This window comes from Nocardioides potassii, from assembly GCF_021648885.1.
Lineage (GTDB): Bacteria > Actinomycetota > Actinomycetes > Propionibacteriales > Nocardioidaceae > Nocardioides > Nocardioides potassii.
The window spans coordinates 185,584-207,072 of record NZ_JAKJHZ010000011.1 but is presented as its reverse complement, the minus strand read 5'-3'; the positions used below and the strand labels follow the sequence as shown (position 1 = coordinate 207,072).

Genomic DNA, 21,489 nt, shown 5'->3' with positions numbered 1-21,489 from the left:
AGGCTAGCGGGCGGCTACTCGCTGGTACGCGCCCGGAGGAAGGGGGCGTTGGTCAGCCGCAGCGCCTCGATCACGACGAGCAGCAGGTCGGAGCGGACCTCGGGCGGCTCGGCGGCGAGCGAGAGCTGGAGGAAGAGCGCGCGCAGGAAGGCCTGCGGTGCCGCGGTCGCTGCGAACGGGTCGTGGTCCACCGGGCCGCCGAACGGGTCGGCGGCCGCGCCGAGGCGGTGCACCCACGGCTCGAGGACGTCCACGCCGAGCGTGCCGCGGCGCAGGACGCGCATCGCGGCGTGCGCCATCCGGTCCGGCTCACCAGCAGCGAGGGGCTCGTCGACGGGCTGCTGGACCAGGCGCTCGGCGAGCACGTCGAGGAGCGCCTGGTGCTCGGCCGCGCCGAGGTGCGGCGAATCGCCGAGCGCACCGATCGCGTCGGCGCCGTGGGCGATCGCGTGCGCCCAGCCCTTGTCGGGGACGAAGCCGCGGGTGTCCTTCTCGGTGAGGAACCAGACCGCCAGGCGGTCGCCCCAGTCGAGGATCTTGTCGACGGGCAGCAGGTGGTGCGCGTTGTCCCGCTCGAGGCACTCACCGACGATCAGTGCGCTGAAGCTGCGCCGGAACACGGTGTCGGTGCCCGCCTCGCCCAGCCCCACCGACAGGCCGGCGACCATGCCGTCGCCGAGCCCGGCGAGCAGGTCGTCGTAGACGCCACGGTCGATCCAGGTCGCCAGCGCGGGGTAGGCAGTGCCGTCGCGCACCTCCGGCTGGGTCGAGCCCAGCATCGTGGTGAGCTCGGCGGTCAGGTCGTCGAGCGGGCGGTCGGCCGGGACCTCGAAGTCGGCGGCCTGCACCTGGTCCCAGTACCCCGTCGACATGCCCGCCATCCTGCCACCGGTCCGAACCACCGCCCAACCGACCTAGGCTGGCCCGGTGCCGTCCCTCCACGAGCTCGTGCGAGCCCACACCGACCTCGTCGAGGACGACGTCGCGTGGCTCCAGCTGCTGATGGCGGACTGGCAGATCCTGGCCGACCTGTCCTTCGCGGACCTCGTGCTGTGGCTGCCCGACCGGGAGGGGAAGGGCTACTGGGCCGGCGGCCAGATGCGGCCCACGACCGGCCCGACCGCGCTCGTCGACGACGTCCTGGGCACGTTCATCCCGGCGGGTCGCCGGCGGATGCTGGACGAGGCCTTCGGAACCGGCCGGCTGGTGCGGGAGGGCGACCCCGAGTGGCGGGACGACGTGCCGGTGCGGGTCGAGGTCATCCCGGTGCGGCGCGCGGGTCGCGTGATCGCCACCATCGCCCGCAACACCAACCTGCTCGGCGTACGCACTCCCAGCCGGCTCGAGCTCAGCTATCTCCAGACGGCCGCCGAGCTGACCCAGATGATCGCCTCGGGCCACTTCCCGCTGCCGGGGCAGCGCAGCGACCACGCGGACTCACCGCGGGTGGGGGACGGGTTCGTGCGGCTCGACCCGGCCGGCCGGGTCGTCTACGCCAGCCCCAACGGGCTCTCGGCCTACCGGCGGCTGGGCCTCCACGGCGACCTCGCGGGGCTCGTGCTGACCGAGCTCACCCGTGAGCTGGTGCCCGCCCGGCGGCGCCCCGACGAGGAGACCCTCAGCGCCGTGCTCGGCGGACGCGACGGCCGCGCCACCGAGGTCGGCACCGACGACGTGACGCTGATCGTGCGCAGCATCCCGCTCCGCCCGCAGGGCGACCGCAGTGGTGCGCTGCTGCTCGTGCGCGACGTCACCGAGCTCCGCAGCCGCGACCGCGAGCTGGTGACGAAGGACGTCACGATCCGCGAGATCCACCACCGCGTGAAGAACAACCTGCAGACGGTGGCCGCGCTGCTGCGCCTGCAGGCACGCCGTACGGACGCCGAGGACGCCAAGTCGGCGCTCGAGGAGGCGGTGCGCCGGGTGGGCTCGATCGCGATCGTGCACGAGACGCTGAGCCACGCGGTCGAGGAGACCGTGGACTTCGACGACATCGCCGACCGCCTCGGCGCGATGGTCGTCGACGTGAGCGGCGTCGAGGTGCCGGTCCGCGTGGTGCGCGAGGGTTCCTTCGGCAAGCTGCCGTCCGAGGCGGCCACACCGCTCGCGATGGTGCTGACCGAGGTCCTCCAGAACGCCGTCGAGCACGGCTACGCGGGGCTGCCCGACGGAACCAGCGGCCGCGTGGTGCTCACTGCGCGCCGGATCGTCGGGCGCCTGCACGTCGTCGTGGAGGACGACGGACGCGGGCTGCCCGAGGACTTCGACCTCGACTCCTCGACCCAGCTGGGCCTGTCGATCGTGCGCACGCTCGTGGAGTCCGAGCTGGGGGGCGTCCTCGAGATCGGTCCCGGCACGCGAGGCACGCGGGTCCAGGCGGACCTGCCGGTCGACTAGCCGGTCAGGCGGTCCGGATCCGGGCCCGGGCGTTGCGGCGCTTCAGCGCGCGACGCTCGTCCTCGCTGAGGCCGCCCCACACTCCGTGGTCCTGCCCGGCCTCCAGGGCCCAGGCAAGGCACTGCTCGCGCACCTCGCAGCGTCGGCACACCTGCTTGGCCTCCTCGATCTGGAGGATGGCCGGACCGGTGTTGCCGATCGGGAAGAACAGCTCCGGGTCCTCGTCGAGGCATGCAGAGCGGCTGCGCCAATCCATGAGTGGGAAGATCCCTCTTTCTTTCACAGGCAGGGTGCTGTTGTCGGACGATCAGCAGGGCCCGGGCGCGCCACACTACGGGGCGAGCAGCGACAAGACTCGCAAGACTTGAACGTTCACACAACCCCCCACGCAGGTCGTGTCCGTCACAACTACTGTTGACCAGTGCCCGTTACCCCGCAAGACATGCCCGACGGTCCGGACCGATCGGCGCCCGCGCCGCTCGTGGTGGCCGCCGGGCTGACGGCGGTCGAGGCCTTCGTGCTCGCCGCGCTGGGCGTGCTGGAGCTCGCCAACCTCCACTCCGTCCGGCTCACGATGGGCGTCACGACCGCCGCCTTCTTCCTCGCTGCCGCCGCGGCGCTCGCGTGGTGCGCCTGGGCCCTGCGGGGCGTACGACGCTGGGCGCGGGGCCCGGTCGTGATGGCCCAGCTGATCCTGCTCGGCCTGGCCTGGAACCTGTGGGCCGGCTCCACCAAGCCCGTGTCGGCCGGCCTCGCCGTCGTGGGGCTCGTCGTCATCGCCGGCCTCGTGCACCCGGCGAGCACGCGCGCGCTGGAGTCCGACCCGGTCTAGCGCGGAGCCTGCTAGTCGGCCTCGAGCGACGTCCGCAGCTGGGCGAGCGTGCGGGTGAGCAGTCGCGAGACGTGCATCTGGGAGACGCCGATCTCCTCGGCGATCTGCGACTGCGTCATGTTCTTGAAGAAGCGGAGCAGCAGGATGCGCTTCTCGCGCTCGCCGAGGCCCTCGAGCAGGGGCTTGATCGACTCGCGGATCTCGACGTGCTCGATGTTGGAGTCCTCGATGCCGAGCGTGGCCAGCATCGCGGGCGGGCCGTCGTCGTTGTCGTCGGAGGCGTCCAGCGACAGCGTCGCGTAGGCGTGGGAGGACTCGATGCCCTCCATGACCTCCTCCACGGTGCAGCCGATGGCCTCGGCGAGCTCGCGGGGCGTGGGGGAGCGGCCCAGCTTCTGCGTCAGCTCGCCGGTGGCGCTGCCGATCTGCATTCGCAGCTCCTGCAGTCGCCGCGGCACCCGGATCGCCCAGCCCTTGTCGCGGAAGTGGCGCTTGATCTCGCCGATCACGGTGGGTGTGGCGTAGGTGGAGAACTCCACCCCGCGGTCGGTCTCGAAGCGGTCGACGGCCTTGATGAGGCCGATCGTGCCCACCTGGACGAGGTCCTCGAACGGCTCGCCGCGGTTGCGGAACCGGCGCGCGCAGTGCTCGACGAGCGAGAGGTGCAGGTGCACCAGGTCGTCGCGGGCGACCGCGCGCTCGGCCGCGCCGGCGTCGTCGTCGCGCAGGACCGCGAACAGCTCGGCACTGCGCGAGCGCAGGTGCTCGAGCCCGCTCGTCACGACCTCGTCGGACACGCTGCTGTCGTCGGCGGCCCCCGCCGCCTCTTCCCCCGTGTGTGCGCTCATGTCAGCGCCCGGCACCCGTTCCTTCCGCGACCTGCGAGGACACCGTGAACCTGACCGCGAAGTGGCCGTCCGCCGGCCCGGCCGACGCGTCCTGCGCCATCGTGTCGAGCACCTGCCACGCGAAGCTCTCGGTGTCGAGCGGTGGGTCGTCCATCGCCTCCACCTCGAGGCTCACGGTCATCGAGCCGCGGCCGAAGAAGAAGCACGCCCTCAGGTCGGTGCCGGGGTCGGCGGCCGGGATCGCCAGCGCGGTCGCCTCGCCGATCGCGATCCGCAGGTCCTCGATGTCGTCGATCGTGAAGTCGAGGCGCGCGGCCAGGCCCGCCGCCGTGGTGCGTACGACGGTCGCGTAGGCGCCCTCGGCGGGCAGGCGGAGCTCGACGTCGGCGCGATGCTCCCCGTTGGTGTCTGACATCTGCGCTGCGTCCCCTCCTCGGCCGATGTGGTGGGCACACAGTAACCAAGCCCGGCCGCCACTATGTGGCGACCGGGCTCGGTGAGGGGTGGAGAAGAAGGGCTGAGCCTGCTCAGGCCTTCTTGGTCTCCCAGAAGATCTCGGCGATCTCGTCGATCTTGGCGAGGAGCTCGTCGGCCTTGCCGGCGTCGAGCTCGCCCTTGGTGCCGGAGGCACCGGCCAGCTTGGTGGCCTCGTTGACGAGGGTGTGGAGCTGGGGGTACTTCTCGAAGTGCGGCGGCTTGAAGTAGTCGGTCCACAGCACCCACAGGTGGTGCTTGACGAGCTCCGAGCGCTGCTCCTTGATCAGGATCGCGCGGGTGCGGAAGTCGGGGTCGTCGTTGTCGGCGACCTTGGCGATGATCGCCTTGATGGACTCGGCCTCGATGCGCGCCTGGGCGGGGTCGTAGACGCCGCAGGGAAGGTCGCAGTGGGCGGAGACCTCGACGGTCGGGGCAAGCAGGTGGCGAAGCATCGGGTTCCTCTCGATAGGGAAGATGTGCATCTGCTGGGACACTACTCCGCGTGACCAGCCGCCCTGCACCCCCCTTCGGGACGGCCGTCGTCCGGGGCCGCTCGATGCTCCCGACGCTCCGGGAGGGGGACCTCCTGCTGGTCCGGCACGGCACCCGCGTCCGGCCAGGCGACCTCGTGGTGGCGCGGTTCGCGGACGGCACGCTGACGGTGAAGCGCGCGGTCGAGGAACGTCGTACGCGCACCGGTGAGCCGGCCTGGTGGCTGCTGAGCGACAACCCGGAGGAGGGGGTGGACTCGCGGCACCGCGGTCCGGTCGCAGCCGACGAGATCGTGGGCGTCGTACGGCTGCGGGTGTGGCCTTCCCCACGTCTGGGACGGCGGCTCCGGCGCCCCTGAGCTGTGCCAGTATCGCGGCCATGACCCAGGGCCAGGGAACAGCGCACCCGCACGCCGGCGACCCCGTCTTCGACCTGCACGTGGGCGGCAAGATGGAGACGGTGTCGACGGTCGCGCTAACCGGTCCCGACGAGCTGTCGCTGGCCTACACCCCGGGCGTCGCTCGGGTGTGCGAGGCCATCGCGGCCGACCCGTCGATGACCCAGCACTACACGTGGGTGCCCAACACGGTCGCGATCGTCACCGACGGCACCGCCGTGCTCGGCCTCGGCGACATCGGCCCCGCCGCCGCGATGCCCGTGATGGAGGGCAAGTCGGTCCTGTTCAAGCAGTTCGGCGGCGTCGACGCCGTACCGCTCTGCCTCGACACCACAGACGTCGAGGAGATCATCGAGACCGTCGTCCGGCTCGCGCCGAGCTTCGGCGGGATCAACCTCGAGGACATCTCGGCGCCGCGGTGCTTCGAGATCGAGGCGCGGCTCAAGGAGCGCCTCGACATCCCCGTCTTCCACGACGACCAGCACGGCACCGCGGTCGTCGCCCTCGCGGCGCTCACCAACGCGCTGCGACTGACCGGCCGCGACGCCGCGACCGTACGGGTCGTGGTGCAGGGCGCCGGCGCCGCCGGTGTCGCGGTGGCGCGGATCCTGCTCGAGGCCGGGGTGCGCGACATCGCCGTGCTCGACCGGCAGGGCGTGCTCAACTCCGGCCGCTCGGACCTCACCGAGGTGAAGGCCGCGCTGGCGCGCGACACCGCAGACGTCTTCGGCCGCACCGGCACGCTGGCCGACGTGATGGCCGGTGCCGACGTCTACATCGGCGTCTCCGGCGGTCAGGTGCCCGAGGAGATCGTCGCGTCGATGGCCCCCGACGCGATCATCTTCGGCCTGGCGAACCCGACGCCCGAGGTGCACCCCGACCTCGCCCACAAGTACGCGCGCGTGGTCGCGACGGGGCGCTCGGACTACCCCAACCAGATCAACAACGTGCTGGCCTTCCCCGGCATCTTCCGCGGTGCGTTCGACGTGCACGCCACCGCGATCACCGAGGGGATGAAGGTCGCCGCCGCCACCGCGCTCGCGGAGCTCGTCGGTGACGACCTGCGCGAGGACCTGGTCATCCCGTCGCCGTTCGACCCCCGCGTGCCGGGTGCGGTCCGCGAGGCCGTCGCGGCAGCCGCTCGGGCCGACGGGGTCGCCCGCCGCTGATCTTCCGTGCGCGAGAACTTTCGTGCAGGCGGGTGTGATGGTCGGGCTCCCTGCGCGGAAGTTCTCGGTCGCGCGCGTCCGGCGCTGATCTGGGTCATACGGTCGCGTGCGGCCGCCCGACGCGCCGGGAGGGACGGGGCTCGCCCATCGCGGTCCACCCGACCAGGGCCAGGAGTGCGCCGGCGGCCATCGTGGACAGCACACCTGTCCGGGCCCGCTGGACCACGGCGGAGAGCTGGTTCTCGACGCCGTAGGCGAAGGTGGCGAGCACGACGAGAAGTCCCGCGACCAGTGCTGCTCTCGCCCTCAGCATGGTCCGAGTATGCGCCTACTCGAACAGCGGGCGCAGGTGGTCGTTGAGGAAGATGCCGTGCGGGTCGAGCTCGCGGCGGATCGCGATGAAGTCGTCGGCCCGCGGATAGCGGGCGTGCAAGCGCTCGGGGGTGAGGAAGTGCAGCTTGCCCCAGTGGACGCGGGCGTCGAAGCCGGCGAGCAGGTCGTCGACCGAGCGGAGGTAGGCCCAGTAGTCGGTGCCGGGCGTGCCCGAGACCGAGATGACGACGGTCGCGGTCTGGTACTGGGAGGAGAGGAAGGCCTCGTCCGGACCAACCGTGCGCACCTCGAGGGGGTAGATCGAGTCCGGGAGGCTGCGGAGCATGAGCTCGCGCATCGCGGTTAGGGCCTCCGGCGCCCGGTCGAGCGCGACGAAGTACTCGAGCTCGTGGAAGTTGGGGTCGTAGACCATCGGGAAGATCCGGTAGCAGCGGTCGACCCGCCGGCCGACGGTGTCGTCGTCCGCGACCTCTGGGCCCACCTCGTCGTACACCTTGACGTAGCACTGGTCCTCGAGCCGCTCGCCGTGCCCGTCGAGGTTGTAGAGCGCGCCTGACTCCTCGGTGGGCAGCCAGAACATCCCGAAGTGCCGGTGCTCGGCCACGAGGCGGTCCCAGTCGCCCAGCACGTCGTCCCAGGTCCGCAGGCTGACGTGCTCGCGGAGCCGGTAGGCGTCGGTGACGTCGAGCTCGAGCTGCGTCACGACCCCGAGCATCCCGACGGAGACCTGGGCCGCGTGGAGCAGGTCGGGCTCGTCCTCGCCGATCTCGCGCACCTCACCGGTGCCCGTGACGACGCGCAGCCCACGCACGACCCCGGACAGGCTCGTGTAGCACGTGCCGGACCCGTGCGTGCCCGTCGCCACCGCCCCGGCGATCTGCTGGGTGTCGATGTCGCCCTGGTTCCTCAGCGCCAGGCCGGCGTCCCAGAGCGGCTCGTAGAAGTCGCGGATGAGCGTCCCGGGCAGTGCGGTCGCCCGCTTCGCCCCGGCGTCGGTGCGGACCACGCCGCGCATCGCGGACAGGTCGAGCAGCAGGCCATCGGTCCGGACGACCGGCGTGAACGAGTGCCCGGCGCCCGCGACGCGCACGCGCCGACCGCGCCCGGCCGCCTCCCTGACGAGGGCGACGACCTCGTCCTCGTCGCGCGGCGTGGCGGTGGTGGCGGGCGTGAAGCTCTGGTTGCCCACCCAGTTGGTCCAGGTCATGGGGGCCAGCCTGTCCAGCGCGGCGTACGCCGTCAACGACCGGTCAGAACCCGATCGAGGGCTCGGGCTCGACGACCGTGCGCATGGCCCGAGCCAGCTCGGCGTACGCCCCCGGGCGGTGCTCGCGGACGAGGCCCGCGCGCAGCAGGCCCCCGATGGAGCGCCCGAGGTAGCCCGCTCCCAGGACGGCGACGTCGAGGGTCACCTCGGCCTCGGCCTCCGTGCGCCTCGCGGACGACGGTGTCAGCTGCCATCGACCGGCGTTCCACGGCGCGGAGCGGTCCTCGACCTCGACGACCACGTCGCAGTCGCCGTCGTACGTCCGGAGCGGCCAGGCCGCCTCGAGGTCGACCAGGCGGACCCACGTGCTGTCCCACGTCTCGAGCGAGCCGGTGCCGCGGGGTCCGCCGACCCAGTCGAGGAGCGGGTCGTCGACCCCGACGTTCTCCAGCTTGGTCGTGCCCATCAGGTCGAGGTCGACGATGCGGCGGGCGAGCGCCAGGCGGGCGGCCGGCCCGCCGCAGAAGGTCCCGGCCGTCACCGTCCCGGACGGTCGGGCCTTCTCCCACTTGTGCTCGCGACGCAGTCCGATGAAGCCGATGTCCTGACCGTCGCGGCGTGCGAAGAGGATCCGACGGCGCTCCTTGTCCCGCAGCTCCTCGGCGCTCTCGGTCGCCATCAGGGTGAAGAAGTCGGGGGTGCCGACGATCGTGCCGGGGAAGTCCGGGGCGTTGCCGAGCTGGCACGCGCGCATCCGCTCGGCCACGCCCGGGTCGGACATCGTGACGAGGTGGGTCGTGACGCCCGCGACCTCGTCCTCGAGGTGCGGGGCGGTGAAGGTCGTCCCGCGGCCGAGCGTTATCTGGTGGGTGAGGACCGCGAGCCCGTAGCCGTAGCGGCCGTAGATCGCGGCCTCGCTGGCGTGCAACGCCGAGGTCGCCGTACCGGCAGCACGGGTGCGCTCGAGGTGGTCGCCCATCATCGCCGTGAGCACACCCCGCCGGCGGGCGTCCGGGTGGACGCCCACCCAGGTCAGGCCCGCGATCGGGACGATCGTGCCGCCGGGCAGCGACATCTCCATCGGGCGCACGCCGTAGATCCCGGAGTGGAGGTCTTCCGGGCCCTCGGGCAGGTCGACCACGAACCGCTGGTCCTCGGGCAGGCCGAGCCGGAGGTGGCGTGCGTCGGCGTCGGTGACCTCGCCGAACCAGACGAGCTGGTCGGTGGCGAGGAACGTGCCAGCGTCCTCCGAGGGTCGTACGTCGATGCTCATCGGGCCACCCAACCGTCCGCCGTGAGGCCTCGCAACCGGATAAGCCGCACGCCTCGCTATGGTCGCACCATGTTCGCCGTCTACGCCGAGACCTTCTCCTTCGACGACCCGCTGAGCGGCCTGGTGGTGGGTGAGCGGCCCGACCCTGAGGCCCCTGACGGGTGGGCGACGGTGACCGTGAAGGCGGCCAGCCTCAATCACCACGACCTCTGGTCGCTGCGTGGCGTGGGCCTTCGCGAGGAGTCGCTGCCGATGATCCTCGGCTGTGACGCCGCCGGCCTGGACGAGGACGGCAACGAGGTCGTCGTGCACGGCGTCGTCGGCGACCCGCGCTGGACCGGCGACGAGGCCGACGACCCCGGTCGCTCGCTCCTCTCCGAGCGCCACCAGGGGACCTTCGCCGAGAAGGTGATCGTCCCGCACCGCAACCTCGTGCCGAAGCCCGCGTCGCTGTCCTTCGAGGAGGCGGCCTGCCTGCCGACCGCGTGGCTCACCGCCTACCGGATGCTGTTCGTGCAGGGCGCATGCAAGCCCGGCGAGACCGTGCTGGTGCAGGGCGCGGGCGGTGGCGTCGCCACCGCGCTGATCATGCTCGGCCGCGCCGCCGGCCTGACGGTGCTCGCCACCAGCCGCGACGAGGCCAAGCGCGATCGCGCGCGCGAGCTCGGCGCCCACGACGTCTTCGAGTCCGGCGCCCGGCTCCCCGTCCGCGTCGACGCCGTGATGGAGACCGTCGGCAAGGCGACCTGGACCCACTCGATCCGCTCGCTGCGGCCCGGCGGCCGCATCGTCATCAGCGGTACGACGTCGGGTCCGGACGTCTCCGACGCCGGCCTGACCCACGTGTTCTTCAAGCAGCTCTCGATCATCGGCTCGACGATGGGCACGCGCGGCGAGCTCGACGCGCTCGTGAAGCTCCTCGACGCCACGGGCGTCCGGCCGCTGATCGACCGCACCGTGCCGATGGACCAGGCGCGCGAGGGCTTCGCCGCCATGGCCGAGGGCGACGTGTTCGGCAAGATCGTCTTCACCCGATGAGGGTCCGGGTGGGGGCGCGGTGAAGCACGTCCTGACCGGCGCCGGCTCGGGCATCGGCCTGGCCCTGGCTCGTCGCCTCGCCGACCGGGGCGACGACCTCGTGCTGCTCGCGCGCAGCGACACCCGTGCGGCCGAGCTCGCGGACGCGTTCGCAGGTGCCCAGGTGCTGGTCGCCGACCTCGCCGACCCGGGCACGCTCAACGGGATCGGCCGGCAGGTCGACGGCCCGGTCGACTCGCTGGTCCACGTGGCGGGCGCGCTCGAGCTCGGCCGGGTCGACCGGCTCCGCCTCGCCGACTGGGACGAGCAGCTCGCCGTCAACCTCACCGCGCCCGCCGTGCTCACCCGCGAGCTCCTCCCTCACCTGCGTCAGGCCCGCGGGACGGTCGTCTTCGTGAACTCCTCGGCCGGCCTGGTCGCCAACGCCGCGTGGTCGGCGTACGCCGCCTCCAAGCACGGCCTGAAGGCACTGGCCGACGCGCTGCGCGAGGAGGAGGCCGAGCACGGCGTCCGGGTCAGCACCGTCTACCCCGGCCGTACGGCGACCCCGATGCAGGAGAAGCTGCACGGCCAGGAGGGCAAGGAGTACGACGCCTCGCGCTGGGCGAGGCCGGAGACCGTCGCGGGCACGATCCTCCACCTCGTCGACCTGCCGACCGACGCGACCATCCCCGACGTCAGGATCCGACCGGCCCCGGGTCGCTAGGGCTCGTCAGCGCGAGCGCCAGTTGAGCGCACCGACGAGCAGCATCCGCAGCTGGGTGCGAGCCTCGGCGAGCGTGCGCTCCTCGGAGTCGGGGTCCTCGACGAGCCGCTCGGCCATCGTCACGACGAAGGACACGATCAGGTCGGCGAGCAGCGCGATGTCCTCGGGGGAGTACTGCTCGGCGGCGCCGGTGCGGGCGATGTCGGTGGAGAGCTCGCGCGTGATGAGGGCGATCTCGTGGTTGATGGCCTCGCGCACGCGGGGCGGCCCCGCGGTGCGCTCACGGGCGATGAACGCGTAGTGCGAGCGGTTCTCGCGCACGTGCTGGGCCACGATCGGGAGCGAGCCGTCGATGAAGTCGCGGTACTCCGGGGCGTGGCGCCACACGTCGAGCAGCATCGAGCGCAGCGACCGGAAGCTCTCGTCGACCAGCGCCAGGCCGAGCAGCTCGAGCGAGCCGAAGTGGCGGTAGAACGCAGTCGGCACGACCCCGACCTGCTTGGCCACCTGCCGCAGCGAGATGGCGGCGAGGTTGGAGTCCGCGGCCAGCGCGAGGGCGGCGTCGAGGATGGCGCGACGGGTCCGCTCCTTGCGCTCGGCGCGCGACGCGGTGGCGTCCCCCGGGTCCGCCGTCTCCTGCGCGGTCCCGGCCTCTCCCTGTGCCATGGCGTGATCGTAGAGGGAACGGGGGACGCGTGCGCCGCGTGGGCGGGATCACGGCCAGGTCCCGTTGACCACCGGGAAGAGCGTCGGCAGTATTGAGTGAACAGACGTTCACTGAAAGGAGTTGGCATGACCGTCCTCTCGACGATCGCCCGCTCACGCACCGTCGCGGCGCTCACCTCGCCCCACGGTGTCGACCACTACCTCTCGCGGGTGAACCCGATGTGGGCGGCGCACGAGGTGCGCGGGCGCGTCGTCAGCGTGCACCGCGAGACCGAGACCCCCGGCGCCCCCGTCGCCACCCTGACGGTCCAGCCCACTGCGACCTGGCGCGGCCACCGCGCCGGCCAGTACGTCCAGGTCGGCCTCGACCTGCCGGGCTCGGCCCGCCGGATGACCCGCTGCTTCTCGATCTCGTCCGCCGCCTCGGGAGCGGGGGAGGCGTTCACCCTGACGATCCGCTCGCACGCCGAGGGCCAGGTCAGCAGGTTCCTCGTCGACGCCGAGCCCGGCCAGCTGCTGCACCTGTCGCAGGCGCAGGGCAGCTTCACCCTCCCGGTCAGCCCGGCCACGCCCGGCATCGACCCGCTCCTGTTCATCACCGGCGGCTCGGGCATCACGCCCGCCATGTCGATGGTGCGCACGCTCCTCCGGGACGGGTACGACGGCCGCGCCGGGCGTCCCGTCACGTTCCTCCACTACGCGCGCTCGGCCGAGGACCAGATCTTCGCCGGGGAGCTCGAGCGGATCGCCTCCGACGACAACGACGTCACCGTCCACCTCCGGTACGGCGACGCGGTGTTCAACGAGCTCGAGCTGCGCCGCCTCGTCCCGCGCTACCGCGACACCGACACCTGGGCGTGCGGGCCGGCCGGGATGATCGAGCTCGTGCGGGCGGCGTACGCCGACAACCCGCGGCTGCGCCTCGAGCTGTTCAAGCCCCCGGCGGTCCGGACCGACAGCGCCGAGGGTGCGCTGACCTTCGCCACCAGCGACCAGCAGGTCGCCAACTCCGGCGCCCCCATCCTCGAGCAGGCCGAGGAGGCGGGCCTCAGCCCGGTCTTCGGCTGTCGGATGGGCATCTGCTTCTCCTGCACCGCCCGCAAGACCGAAGGCACCGTCCGCAACGTGCTCTCCGGCGCGGAGTCCTCGCTCCCTGACGAGGACATCCAGATCTGCGTCTCCGCCCCCGTCGGCGACTGTGTCGTCGACCTGTGAGGAAGGACCACCCGATGAAGACCGCCAGCAAGAAGACCCACCACCGCGAGCTCACTCCTGAGCAGCTCGAGGCCTTCGGCGAGGAGATGGACGCCCTGCGCCAACGCGTCCTCGCCGACCTCGGCGAGAAGGACGCCGACTACATCCGCGGCATCGTCAGGCGCCAGCAGCAGCTCGAGGTGCTCGGCCGCGCGCTGTTCTACCTGCCGCCTGCCTGGCCGCTCGCCGTGGCCGCGCTGTCCGCCTCCAAGATCCTCGAGAACATGGAGATCGGCCACAACGTCATGCACGGCCAGTACGACTGGATGGGCGACCCGCACCTCAACTCGCGCATCTACGACTGGGACAACGTGTGCCCTGGCGAGCAGTGGAAGTACTCCCACAACTACATCCACCACACGTTCACCAACATCCTCGGCAAGGACCGAGACATCGGCTACGGCATCCTCCGCATGGACGAGGACCAGAAGTGGCACCCCTACTACCTCGGCAACCCGCTGTACGCCTTCCTGCTGATGGTCTTCTTCGAGTGGGGCGTGGCGATGCACGACCTCGAGGTCGAGAACATCGTCAAGGGCACCCGCAGGCTCGCGGAGAACAAGGCGCTCCACGCCGGCATCATGCGCAAGGTCCGCCGCCAGGCGCTCAAGGACTACGTCCTGTTCCCGGCACTCACCGGGCCGCTGTTCCCGCTCACCTTCGCGGGCAACGCCGCGGCCAACCTCGTGCGCAACGTCTGGGCGTTCAACATCATCTTCTGCGGCCATTTCCCCGCCGGCGCCGAGACCTTCACCGAGGCCGAGTGCGCGGACGGTCCGGACGGCCGGGAGTCGCGCGGTCACTGGTACTACCGTCAGGTGCTGGGCTCGGCCAACATCTCCGGAGGCCCGCTGTTCCACATCATGTCGGGCAACCTGAGCCACCAGATCGAGCACCACCTCTTCCCCGACCTCCCGGCCAAGCGCTACCCGGAGATCGCGGGCGAGGTGCGTGAGATCTGCGAGCGCTACGGCATCGCCTACACCACCGGCCCGCTGCGCACGCAGCTCTTCAGCGTGGCGAAGAAGATCTGCCGCCTCGCCCTGCCCGACCGCGCGGCGAGGACGTCCCCCGAGCCCGACGCCGTACGCCCGCTGGCCGCGTAACCGCGCGGCCGCCGCTGCGCTCAGGGGACAACGCGGCGCAGCGGCGGGATATCGAGCGGAGCGCTCATGGGTGAGGCTCGGAGCCTGGCGGCTCCGTCCCGAGGGGCCGGTGAAGAGGAGTACGCCCATGAGCGATCAGCAGGTGCCGGCACCCATCTCACAGGCCCTCGAGGACGCGGACGCGGCCCTTGCCCGGCTGGAACACGCTCTGGGTCAGCTCTCGGACGGCGATCTCCACCGGGCGCACCGCGACGGTGGCTGGACCGTGGCCCAGGTCGTCTCGCACATCAACATGTGCGCGATCCTGTGGCTCGGCGACATCAAGCGCCTCGAGAACGACCCCGACCTCGACTTCGTGTTCCGAGAAGAGGTGGGGCACGACCTGACGGGATACCCGCCGCCGACCATCGAGCTCGCCCGCAAGCAGCTGGCCAGCACGCGCCGTACGCTGGCCACGGCCGGCCCCGCCGTGTCGGCGGAGGTGCTGGCGCGCAGCGTCACGATCCCCGACCTCGGCACGATGACCGTGGAGGAGTGGTCCCCGCTGATCATCGGCCACGCCTCGGGTCACGCCGAGCAGGCCTTCGAGATCATGCGCGACCGCGAGTTCGCGCCCGAGGGGATCTGATGAAGGCTGCAGTTCTCGTCGGTCTCGAGCAGGTGGAGCTCCAGGAGCGTCCCGAGCCCGAGGCCGGCCCGGGATGGGTCGTGGTGAAGGTGGAGTCCGCGTCGCTCTGCGGCACCGACGCCCATCAGTACGACGGTCGCATCGACACGCCCTTCCCACGTGTGCCCGGCCACGACTTCGCCGGCCGCGTCGAGAGCATCGGCGACGACGTCGACCCCACCTGGGTGGGTCGCGCCGTAGCCGTCAAGCCGTCGCTGCCGTGCGGTGAGTGCCTGGAGTGCGCCCAGGACAAGCCCTTCGACTGCAAGAAGAAGAAGCTCATCGGACTGTGGTCCGACGGCTGCCTGACGGAGAAGATCGCGGTCCCGGTGGTCAACCTGATCCCGCGCCCCGACGACGTCGAGGCCTGGCAGGCCTCCCTGCTCGAGCCGATCGCGGTGGGGCTCAACACGGTCGACCGACTGCGGATCCTGCTCGGTGAGACCGTCGTCGTGCTCGGCCAGGGCCCCATCGGGCTGGCGCTCACCAGGTTGTGCGCGCTCTCGGGTGCGGGGCAGCTGATCGTCACCGACGCCCGCGAGGCGCCGTTCGAGGTCTCCCGCGCCTACGGGGCCAGCGACTGCCTCGACGTCACCCAGGTCGACGCGAAGGAACGCGTGCTCGAGCTCACCGGCGGCCTCGGTGCCGACATCGTCGTCGAGACCTCCGGCTTCCCGTCGTCATCGGCGATGGTGCTCGACCTGGTCCGCAAGGAGGGCAAGGTCGCCCACATCGGCTGGGCCAACGACCTGCCGCCGCTGCCGGTCATCCCGATCATGGCCAAGACCCTCACCGTCTTCGGCGTCGGCGGCAACGGGGGGCGCGGTCAGTACGAGCGGGCGCTCGAGCTGGTACGCACCGGGCGGCTCGACCTCGATCCGATGGTCACTCACCGCTTCTCCCTCGACGACATCGGGGAGGCGTTCGCGGTCGCCGCCTCCAAGTCCGACGGGGCGATCAAGGTCGTCGTCACCCCCTGATCGCAGTCTCCCGATCGCAGCCGCAGGCCTGTCCCGGCGCGGGGCACGCCTGCGGCTGCGAGTGCGGTGTCAACCCGCTGCGCGCTTGTAGGGGTCCGGAGGGAACCACCCGCGCTCGACGACCTGCTGCGACCAGGCATCGAGGCGCTCGACGACACGGTCGAGGTCGGTGCCGATGGCGTCCACCGCACCCTGGACCGACCGGTCGGTCGCGGACTCGAGGTCACGGCGCACCTGCGTGCCCGCCTCGGTCAGTCGCCCGTCCGCGACCCAGCCACGCTGCTCGAGGACGCCGGTCGCGGCGCTCATGGCTTCCGGGCTCCACGCTCGTGACCCGGTGTAGGCCAACGGGTCCCACCCGACCCAGAGCTCGGTCAGCTGGTTGGCCTGCACCCCGTCGACCCCGGCTGCGACGAGCACGGCGAGGTGGCCGTCGCCGCGATGCTCGCGCAGGATCGAGCACGCGTGCCAGAGCTGACCAAGGAGGTCCTCGGGCCACGGCAGCGCCGTGAGGCCGGCGTGCAGCGCGCGTCCGGTCGGGTCCGCGGCCTCGGCCGCGCGGCGCAGCACCGCGACCACCTCCCCGAGGTCGTCTGGCCGGCCGAGGCACTCCTCCAGGGCGGCGATCGTGCCCCGTTCCTTGGCCGCGCGGACCTCGTCGATGCTGCAGACGCCTCGACCGGAGCCGAAGAGGTCGGCGACGAGGCCGGGCTCGAAGACCCCGAACGCCGCGGCAGCCACGGCCGGCTCCGCGTCACCGAGCACGCACCCGCGGCCGAAGACGTACCCCTGGAGGAAGTCCAGGCCCAGCGCCGCGTAGGCGTCGTAGGCTGGCTCGCTCCAGAAGCAGATGGTCGCGAGCGGCTCGATGGCGTCCCTGAGCCGACGCGCGGGGCTCGACCAGTCGAGCGTGCGTACGTCACCGTCGCGGCTGCCGAAGAAGGCAGCCCGTGCTTCTGCGTAGTCCATGCGCGGGATCGTGCACCTCTCGCAAAGGTCGGCACCAGAGCCGTGCCGAGAGTCTGCAGCGAGCGGACAACACCGTGCAGCCGTCGGATACCCCCTGATCCCGGCAGTCGGGAACGCTTCTGGCAACCGGCAGAGGAGGCCAGGCGGATGGTTCCGGCAAGAGTTCCCGTGACGGTGGACGTGGTGGAGGTGGGTCCGCGTGACGGGCTCCAGAACGAGTCCCGAACGCTCGACGTCGAGACGCGGGTCGCGCTCATCGACCGGCTCGCTCGAGCGGGCGCCCGGCGGATCGAGGCGGTGAGCTTCGTGCGGCCCGACCGCGTGCCGCAGATGGCGCACGCAGAGGAGGTGCTCGACGCGCTGCCGTCGCTGCCAGGGGTCGACCTGATCGGCCTCGTCCTCAATCGACGGGGCGCCGAGCGCGCTGCCCGCACCCGGTGCACGGAGCTCAACATGGTCGTGCCGGTGACCGACACGTTCGCGGAGCGCAATCAGGGAGCGCCGACCGCGGTCCTGCTCGAGCAGGCAGCGGAGGTGGTCGACGTGGCCCGGGCGGCGGGGCAGCGGGTGTCCGTGACGCTCGCCGTCGCGTTCGGCTGCCCGTTCGAGGGACCTGTGAAGGCCGACCAGCTGGCTCCGGTGGTGGAGGCTGTGCTGGCGCTGGACGTCGACGAGCTGGCGTTCGCCGACACGGTCGGCGTGGGCGTGCCACCCCAGGTCGACGCGCTGGCGGCCTTGATCCCCGACGCCATCACGCCGCCCCGGCTGCGCTTCCACTTCCACAACACCCGCAACACCGGGTACGCCAACGCGTGGGCCGCCACCCGCCTCGACCTCAGCCGGTACGGCGGCCGCGTGGCGCTGGACGCTTCCGTCGGCGGCTTCGGCGGCTGCCCCTTCGCGCCGGCGGCGACGGGCAACATCGCCACGGAGGACCTCCTCCACCTGCTGCGGCGCGGCGGCGTCGCTGTGGCCGACGCCGCCCCGCACGACCTCGGCCCGCTGGTGGACGTGGCGTCCTGGCTCTCCGAGCGGCTCGCCAGCCCGGTGCAGGCGCTGCTCGGCAGGGCTGGGGACTTCCCGTCCGGGGAGCGATCATGAGCAGCGGCCCCGCGCGCGACCCGGGGCCGCTCGACCCCCTGCGGCCCCTGACCGGCCTGCGCGTCGTCGAGCTGGGCAACTACATCGCCGCCCCCACGGCCGGGCGGTTGCTCGCCGACTTCGGCGCGGAGGTGATCAAGGTGGAACGCCCGCTCACGGGCGACGAGCTTCGCACGTGGCGGCTCTACGGCGGCGACACCTCGCTGCTCTACCGCACCATCAACCGCAACAAGCGCTCGGTCGAGATCGACCTCCGCACGGAGGAGGGCCGCGCCACGGTCCTGGCGTTGCTGCGTACCTCCGACGCGCTGATCGAGAACTTCCGTCCGGGGACCCTGGACCGGTGGGGGCTGGGCGCCGAGGTGCTCGCCGAGGCCAATCCCGAGCTCGTCGTGGCTCGGGTGTCCGCCTTCGGCCAGACGGGGCCGATGGCCGGGCGCCCCGGGTTCGCGGCCGTCGCCGAGGGCTTCGGCGGCATGCGCGACCTCGTGGGGGACCCCGACCGGCCCCCGGCGCGGGTCGGTGTCTCGATAGGAGACTCGATCGCCGGCCTCTACGCCGCCTTCGGTGTCGTGATGGGACTGCTGGACCGAGATCGCCGGCGTGACGCGGCGGTCGCCCCGGTCACTCCGGTGCAGCGCCACGTGGACGTCGCGCTGCACGAGGCGGTCTTCTCGATGATGGAGTCCCTCATCCCCGACTACTCGGCGTTCCAGGTGCTCCGACGGCGCACCGGCGGCCGGATGGAGGGGATCGCCCCCTCGAACGCCTACGAGTGCTCCGACGACGCGTCGGTGGTCATCGCCGGCAACGGCGACTCGATCTTCGTCCGGCTGATGCGCACCATCGGGCGCGACGACCTCGCCGACGACGCGGACCTGGCCGGCAACGCCGGGCGGTGGGCACGTCGCGACGAGCTCGACGAGGCGATCGAGGACTGGACACGCCGACACCCGCGCGACGAGGTGTTGCGACGCCTGGACGAGGCCTCGGTGCCGGCCGGGCCGATCTACCGCGCCGCCGACATCGTCGAGGACGAGCAGTACCGTGCACGCAAGATGGTCCAGGAGCTGCCGGTGGAGATGGACGGGCGGTTGCGCGCCGTGGCGTTCCCCGGTGTGGTGCCGCTGCTGGGCGACACGTCGCTGCCGGTCGCCCGCCTGGGGCCCGACCTGGGTGCCGACAACGACTGGCTGCGTGAGCGCCTGGAGGAGGAGTCCTGACGTGAGCGAGACCCCACGGGTGGAGGAGGCGGACGTCGAGGTGCTGCGTGCCGTCTCGCGGCGCGTGCTGTGGCTCTCGAGCGCCATCGTCGACGCAGCCAATCGTGGACGGCCCAACCCGAGCGGCGTCAAGGTGGGTGGCCACCAGGCGTCGTCGGCCTCGATGGTCGACATCGCGGTGGCACTGTGGTTCCACGAGCTCACCTCGCTGGACCGGGTCTCGGTCAAGCCCCACGCGTCGCCCGTCCTGCATGCGGTGAACCACCTCCTCGGCAACCTCGAGGCCCGCTACCTGCCCACGCTGCGGCAGAAGGGTGGACTGCAGAGCTACCCGTCGCGGCAGAAGGACCCCGACCCTGTCGACTTCTCCACCGGCTCGGTGGGCATCGGGGCCACCGCGACCCTGTGGGCGGCGATCGCCCACCGCTACGTGCGCAGCCAGTTCCCCGACGCCCCGCCGGCGGGGCGGTTCATCAGCCTGCTCGGCGACGCCGAGCTCGACGAGGGCGCGATCTGGGAGGCGGTCGCCGATCCGCAGGTGGCGAGCCTCGGCGAGCTGCTGTGGGTCGTCGACCTGAACCGGCAGTCCCTCGACCGGGTCGTCCCCGACATCCAGATCCAACGGCTGCAGGCGATGTTCGAGGCCGCCGGCTGGCAGGTCGTCACGCTCAAGTGGGGGCGGCTCATCTCCGAGCTCTTCGACCGTCCCGGGGGTCACGCCCTCCGGGCCCGCCTCGAGACGATGCCTAACGAGGAGTACCAGCGGATGCTGCGGGTGGACCCGGGCGAGGTGGCCGCGCGGATCCTCGGCGCCGATCCGGCACCCGGGCTCGCCGACGTGCTGACGTCGGTGTCCGCACAGCAGCTCGCCGCGGCGGTGCGCGACCTCGGCGGCCACGACCTCGGCCTGCTGGTCGACACCTTCGCCTCCGTCGACGACCACAGGCCCACCGTGGTGTTCGCCTACACCGTCAAGGGTCGTGGACTGCCCACCGAGGGTCACCCCAACAACCACTCCGTGCTCCTGACCCAGTCCCAGATGGGCGCTCTGGCCGACGCCACCGGCGCCGACCTCGACGACCCCTGGGCCCCGCTCCCGCAGGACTCGCCGGCCGCTGCCCTCGCTGCGCGCAGGCGTATAGAGCTGTCGCGGCCGCCCGTCGCCCACACCGGCGCGTTGGAGGTCCCGGCCTCGTTCGGCCGGCCCCACCGCAAGGAGATCTCCACGCAGGCGGCCCTCGGGCGACTGCTGGCCGACATCGTGCGCGACGCCCCTCAGCTGGCGGCCCGGGTGGTCACCACCAGCCCCGACGTGGCGTCCTCCACCAACCTCGGCGGCTGGATCAACAAGACCGGCGTCTGGTCGGTGGCGGAGCGGCACGACTGGTTCGCCGACGACGCCCAGCGGTTGCTGCGCTGGTCGGAGTCGCAGAGCGGGCAGCACATCGAGCTGGGCATCGCCGAGGTCAACCTCGTCGGGCTGCTCGGGGAGCTCGGTGCGACCTGGTCGCGCTGGGGGGAGCGGCTGATCCCGATCGCCACGTTGTACGACCCGTTCCTCAGCCGGGCGCTCGAGCCCTGGTCGTTCGGCCTCTACGCCGGCGGTCAGTCCATCCTGGTCGGCACCCCGAGCGGCGTCACCCTGGCGCCGGAGGGTGGCGCCCACCAGTCGGTCTCCACGCCGTCGATCGGTCTGGAGCAGCCGGCGTGCGTCGCGTGGGAGCCTGCCTTCGCCCAGGACCTCGAGTGGAGCTTCCTGCACGCGATGCGACAGGTCGGGGTGCCGGACGGCACGTCCGCCTACTTCCGGCTGTCCACGCGACCCGTCGACCCGGCTCTGGCGCGCGTCCCCGACGACGACGTGCTGCGTGAGCGGCGCCGGCGCCAGGTCGTCAGCGGGGGCTACCGGATCACCGAGCACCCGCCGGCGGACGAGCAGGTCACGCTGGTGGGGACCGGCGCGGTGATGACAGAGGTGCTCGACGCGGCACGGACGCTGGAGGAGCGAGGCGTGGTGGCGGGCGTCGTGTGCCTCACCAGTCCGGACCTGGTGTTCCGCTCGTTCCAGCAGCGGGGGAGCCGTGCGACGTCGACGGGCTCCGGCGTCCTCGACCTCCTGCTGCCGCCATCCCATCCCCGCCCGCTCGTCACCGTGCTCGACGGGCACCCGCACACCCTCGCCTTCCTCGCCGGCGCCCGCGGCGACCGCATCCGCTGCCTCGGCGTGAGCGACTTCGGCCAGTCGAGCGACCTGTCGGACGCCTACGCGATCCACGGCATCGACGCTGCCTCCGTCGTGGAGGCGGCGCTCGACCTGCTGGGAAGGTGAGGCCTCGCGCTCCCGGTCGGGTCGT

Annotated in this window: 23 protein-coding genes; 13 read left to right on the top strand and 10 right to left on the bottom strand. The window is 72.0% G+C overall.

Features of this window, described 5'->3' with window-relative positions:
- Nucleotides 1–14: 14 nt before the first annotated feature.
- Nucleotides 15–872 (bottom strand): DUF2785 domain-containing protein, encoded by an 858-nt coding sequence (locus tag L2K70_RS19285; protein WP_236404943.1) that lies wholly within the window; start codon nt 870–872, stop codon nt 15–17.
- Between the two features lie 55 nt (nt 873–927).
- Between L2K70_RS19285 and L2K70_RS19280 the strand changes: the two genes are divergently transcribed.
- Nucleotides 928–2,397 carry a sensor histidine kinase gene (locus tag L2K70_RS19280; RefSeq protein ID WP_236404942.1) on the top strand — a complete coding sequence of 490 codons (1,470 nt, stop codon included), beginning with the start codon at nt 928–930 and terminating at the stop codon, nt 2,395–2,397.
- A gap of 4 nt (nt 2,398–2,401) precedes the next feature.
- On the opposite strand, the gene L2K70_RS19275 is transcribed toward L2K70_RS19280, so the two are convergent.
- Nucleotides 2,402–2,653 carry a WhiB family transcriptional regulator gene (locus L2K70_RS19275; RefSeq protein WP_056601527.1) on the bottom strand — a complete coding sequence of 84 codons (252 nt, stop codon included), beginning with the start codon at nt 2,651–2,653 and terminating at the stop codon, nt 2,402–2,404.
- 186 nt (nt 2,654–2,839) lie between these two features.
- Here L2K70_RS19275 and L2K70_RS19270 point away from each other — a divergent pair, with 186 nt between their 5' ends.
- A complete protein-coding gene (locus L2K70_RS19270; protein WP_236404941.1) occupies nt 2,840–3,229 on the top strand; it encodes a hypothetical protein in 390 nt (129 codons plus the stop codon).
- 11 nt (nt 3,230–3,240) lie between these two features.
- Here L2K70_RS19270 and L2K70_RS19265 read toward each other — a convergent pair whose 3' ends face one another.
- The 3 genes from L2K70_RS19265 to sodN all read right to left on the bottom strand — a co-directional run bounded on the left by L2K70_RS19265 (nt 3,241) and on the right by sodN (nt 5,036).
- A complete protein-coding gene (locus L2K70_RS19265; RefSeq protein ID WP_236404939.1) occupies nt 3,241–4,077 on the bottom strand; it encodes an RNA polymerase sigma factor SigF in 837 nt (278 codons plus the stop codon).
- 1 nt (nt 4,078) lies between these two features.
- Nucleotides 4,079–4,492, bottom strand: a complete 414-nt coding sequence (locus tag L2K70_RS19260) for an ATP-binding protein (protein WP_236404938.1) — start codon at nt 4,490–4,492, stop codon at nt 4,079–4,081.
- Nucleotides 4,493–4,604: 112 nt separating this feature from the next.
- On the bottom strand, nt 4,605–5,036 hold the full coding sequence (gene sodN, locus L2K70_RS19255; RefSeq protein WP_268930901.1) for a superoxide dismutase, Ni: 432 nt from the start codon (nt 5,034–5,036) through the stop codon (nt 4,605–4,607).
- Between the two features lie 20 nt (nt 5,037–5,056).
- On the opposite strand from sodN, the gene L2K70_RS19250 reads away from it, so the two are divergent.
- Nucleotides 5,057–5,404, top strand: a complete 348-nt coding sequence (locus tag L2K70_RS19250; protein ID WP_236404937.1) for a S24/S26 family peptidase — start codon at nt 5,057–5,059, stop codon at nt 5,402–5,404.
- A 20-nt stretch (nt 5,405–5,424) separates the two neighbouring features.
- Nucleotides 5,425–6,612 (top strand): NAD(P)-dependent malic enzyme, encoded by a 1,188-nt coding sequence (locus tag L2K70_RS19245; protein WP_236404936.1) that lies wholly within the window; start codon nt 5,425–5,427, stop codon nt 6,610–6,612.
- 94 nt (nt 6,613–6,706) lie between these two features.
- Here the strand turns inward: L2K70_RS19245 and L2K70_RS19240 are convergent, their stop codons facing one another.
- The 3 genes from L2K70_RS19240 to L2K70_RS19230 are packed head-to-tail and all read right to left on the bottom strand — an operon-like array spanning nt 6,707 to nt 9,425.
- Nucleotides 6,707–6,925 carry a hypothetical protein gene (locus tag L2K70_RS19240; protein ID WP_236404935.1) on the bottom strand — a complete coding sequence of 73 codons (219 nt, stop codon included), beginning with the start codon at nt 6,923–6,925 and terminating at the stop codon, nt 6,707–6,709.
- Between the two features lie 15 nt (nt 6,926–6,940).
- Nucleotides 6,941–8,152, bottom strand: coding sequence for a D-arabinono-1,4-lactone oxidase (locus L2K70_RS19235; protein ID WP_236404934.1), 1,212 nt, complete (start codon nt 8,150–8,152; stop codon nt 6,941–6,943).
- A 43-nt stretch (nt 8,153–8,195) separates the two neighbouring features.
- Entirely contained in the window at nt 8,196–9,425 is a 1,230-nt protein-coding gene (locus L2K70_RS19230) for a GNAT family N-acetyltransferase (RefSeq protein ID WP_236404933.1), read from the bottom strand.
- Between the two features lie 69 nt (nt 9,426–9,494).
- On the opposite strand from L2K70_RS19230, the gene L2K70_RS19225 reads away from it, so the two are divergent.
- Nucleotides 9,495–10,463 (top strand): zinc-binding dehydrogenase, encoded by a 969-nt coding sequence (locus L2K70_RS19225; protein ID WP_236404932.1) that lies wholly within the window; start codon nt 9,495–9,497, stop codon nt 10,461–10,463.
- A gap of 19 nt (nt 10,464–10,482) precedes the next feature.
- The gene (locus tag L2K70_RS19220; RefSeq protein WP_236404931.1) at nt 10,483–11,169 is read left to right on the top strand and encodes an SDR family oxidoreductase; all 687 of its coding nucleotides are present in this window, start codon (nt 10,483–10,485) and stop codon (nt 11,167–11,169) included.
- A 6-nt stretch (nt 11,170–11,175) separates the two neighbouring features.
- Here L2K70_RS19220 and L2K70_RS19215 read toward each other — a convergent pair whose 3' ends face one another.
- Nucleotides 11,176–11,835, bottom strand: a complete 660-nt coding sequence (locus tag L2K70_RS19215; RefSeq protein WP_236404930.1) for a TetR family transcriptional regulator — start codon at nt 11,833–11,835, stop codon at nt 11,176–11,178.
- A gap of 126 nt (nt 11,836–11,961) precedes the next feature.
- Here L2K70_RS19215 and L2K70_RS19210 point away from each other — a divergent pair, with 126 nt between their 5' ends.
- The 4 genes from L2K70_RS19210 (at nt 11,962) to L2K70_RS19195 (ending at nt 15,842) form a co-directional block, all read left to right on the top strand.
- A complete protein-coding gene (locus L2K70_RS19210) occupies nt 11,962–13,050 on the top strand; it encodes a ferredoxin reductase (RefSeq protein ID WP_236404928.1) in 1,089 nt (362 codons plus the stop codon).
- A 14-nt stretch (nt 13,051–13,064) separates the two neighbouring features.
- Entirely contained in the window at nt 13,065–14,195 is a 1,131-nt protein-coding gene (locus L2K70_RS19205) for a fatty acid desaturase family protein (protein WP_236404926.1), read from the top strand.
- A 127-nt stretch (nt 14,196–14,322) separates the two neighbouring features.
- Nucleotides 14,323–14,823 carry a DinB family protein gene (locus L2K70_RS19200; RefSeq protein WP_236404924.1) on the top strand — a complete coding sequence of 167 codons (501 nt, stop codon included), beginning with the start codon at nt 14,323–14,325 and terminating at the stop codon, nt 14,821–14,823.
- Nucleotides 14,823–15,842 carry a zinc-dependent alcohol dehydrogenase gene (locus tag L2K70_RS19195; protein WP_236404922.1) on the top strand — a complete coding sequence of 340 codons (1,020 nt, stop codon included), beginning with the start codon at nt 14,823–14,825 and terminating at the stop codon, nt 15,840–15,842. Before L2K70_RS19200 ends, L2K70_RS19195 begins: the two co-directional genes overlap by 1 nt.
- Nucleotides 15,843–15,911: 69 nt before the next feature.
- Here L2K70_RS19195 and L2K70_RS19190 read toward each other — a convergent pair whose 3' ends face one another.
- Nucleotides 15,912–16,811, bottom strand: coding sequence for an SCO6745 family protein (locus L2K70_RS19190; protein ID WP_236404920.1), 900 nt, complete (start codon nt 16,809–16,811; stop codon nt 15,912–15,914).
- A gap of 168 nt (nt 16,812–16,979) precedes the next feature.
- Here L2K70_RS19190 and L2K70_RS19185 point away from each other — a divergent pair, with 168 nt between their 5' ends.
- The 3 genes from L2K70_RS19185 to L2K70_RS19175 are packed head-to-tail and all read left to right on the top strand — an operon-like array spanning nt 16,980 to nt 21,464.
- Nucleotides 16,980–17,912, top strand: coding sequence for a hydroxymethylglutaryl-CoA lyase (locus L2K70_RS19185; RefSeq protein ID WP_236404919.1), 933 nt, complete (start codon nt 16,980–16,982; stop codon nt 17,910–17,912).
- Nucleotides 17,909–19,135: a CaiB/BaiF CoA transferase family protein gene (locus L2K70_RS19180; RefSeq protein ID WP_236404918.1), complete on the top strand. Its 1,227-nt coding sequence runs from the start codon at nt 17,909–17,911 to the stop codon at nt 19,133–19,135. The genes L2K70_RS19185 and L2K70_RS19180 overlap by 4 nt, the downstream gene beginning before the upstream one ends.
- A gap of 1 nt (nt 19,136) precedes the next feature.
- Complete coding sequence (locus L2K70_RS19175) at nt 19,137–21,464, top strand: thiamine pyrophosphate-binding protein (protein WP_236404917.1); 2,328 nt, start codon at nt 19,137–19,139, stop codon at nt 21,462–21,464.
- The last annotated feature ends 25 nt before the right edge of the window (nt 21,465–21,489 follow it).

Bases quoted from the DNA above. Each gene is read 5' to 3' on its own strand.
- L2K70_RS19265 (WP_236404939.1), bottom strand. From the start codon at position 4,077: ATGAGCGCACACACGGGGGAAGAGGCGGCGGGGGCCGCCGACGACAGC.
- L2K70_RS19180 (WP_236404918.1), top strand. From the start codon at position 17,909: ATGAGCAGCGGCCCCGCGCGCGACCCGGGGCCGCTCGACCCCCTGCGG.
- L2K70_RS19225 (WP_236404932.1), top strand. From the start codon at position 9,495: ATGTTCGCCGTCTACGCCGAGACCTTCTCCTTCGACGACCCGCTGAGC.
- L2K70_RS19260 (WP_236404938.1), bottom strand. From the start codon at position 4,492: ATGTCAGACACCAACGGGGAGCATCGCGCCGACGTCGAGCTCCGCCTG.
- L2K70_RS19245 (WP_236404936.1), top strand. From the start codon at position 5,425: ATGACCCAGGGCCAGGGAACAGCGCACCCGCACGCCGGCGACCCCGTC.
- L2K70_RS19235 (WP_236404934.1), bottom strand. From the start codon at position 8,152: ATGACCTGGACCAACTGGGTGGGCAACCAGAGCTTCACGCCCGCCACC.
- L2K70_RS19200 (WP_236404924.1), top strand. From the start codon at position 14,323: ATGAGCGATCAGCAGGTGCCGGCACCCATCTCACAGGCCCTCGAGGAC.
- L2K70_RS19215 (WP_236404930.1), bottom strand. From the start codon at position 11,835: ATGGCACAGGGAGAGGCCGGGACCGCGCAGGAGACGGCGGACCCGGGG.
- L2K70_RS19210 (WP_236404928.1), top strand. From the start codon at position 11,962: ATGACCGTCCTCTCGACGATCGCCCGCTCACGCACCGTCGCGGCGCTC.
- L2K70_RS19195 (WP_236404922.1), top strand. From the start codon at position 14,823: ATGAAGGCTGCAGTTCTCGTCGGTCTCGAGCAGGTGGAGCTCCAGGAG.
- L2K70_RS19240 (WP_236404935.1), bottom strand. From the start codon at position 6,925: ATGCTGAGGGCGAGAGCAGCACTGGTCGCGGGACTTCTCGTCGTGCTC.
- L2K70_RS19230 (WP_236404933.1), bottom strand. From the start codon at position 9,425: ATGAGCATCGACGTACGACCCTCGGAGGACGCTGGCACGTTCCTCGCC.
- L2K70_RS19270 (WP_236404941.1), top strand. From the start codon at position 2,840: ATGCCCGACGGTCCGGACCGATCGGCGCCCGCGCCGCTCGTGGTGGCC.
- sodN (WP_268930901.1), bottom strand. From the start codon at position 5,036: ATGCACATCTTCCCTATCGAGAGGAACCCGATGCTTCGCCACCTGCTT.
- L2K70_RS19275 (WP_056601527.1), bottom strand. From the start codon at position 2,653: ATGGATTGGCGCAGCCGCTCTGCATGCCTCGACGAGGACCCGGAGCTG.
- L2K70_RS19205 (WP_236404926.1), top strand. From the start codon at position 13,065: ATGAAGACCGCCAGCAAGAAGACCCACCACCGCGAGCTCACTCCTGAG.
- L2K70_RS19190 (WP_236404920.1), bottom strand. From the start codon at position 16,811: ATGGACTACGCAGAAGCACGGGCTGCCTTCTTCGGCAGCCGCGACGGT.
- L2K70_RS19285 (WP_236404943.1), bottom strand. From the start codon at position 872: ATGTCGACGGGGTACTGGGACCAGGTGCAGGCCGCCGACTTCGAGGTC.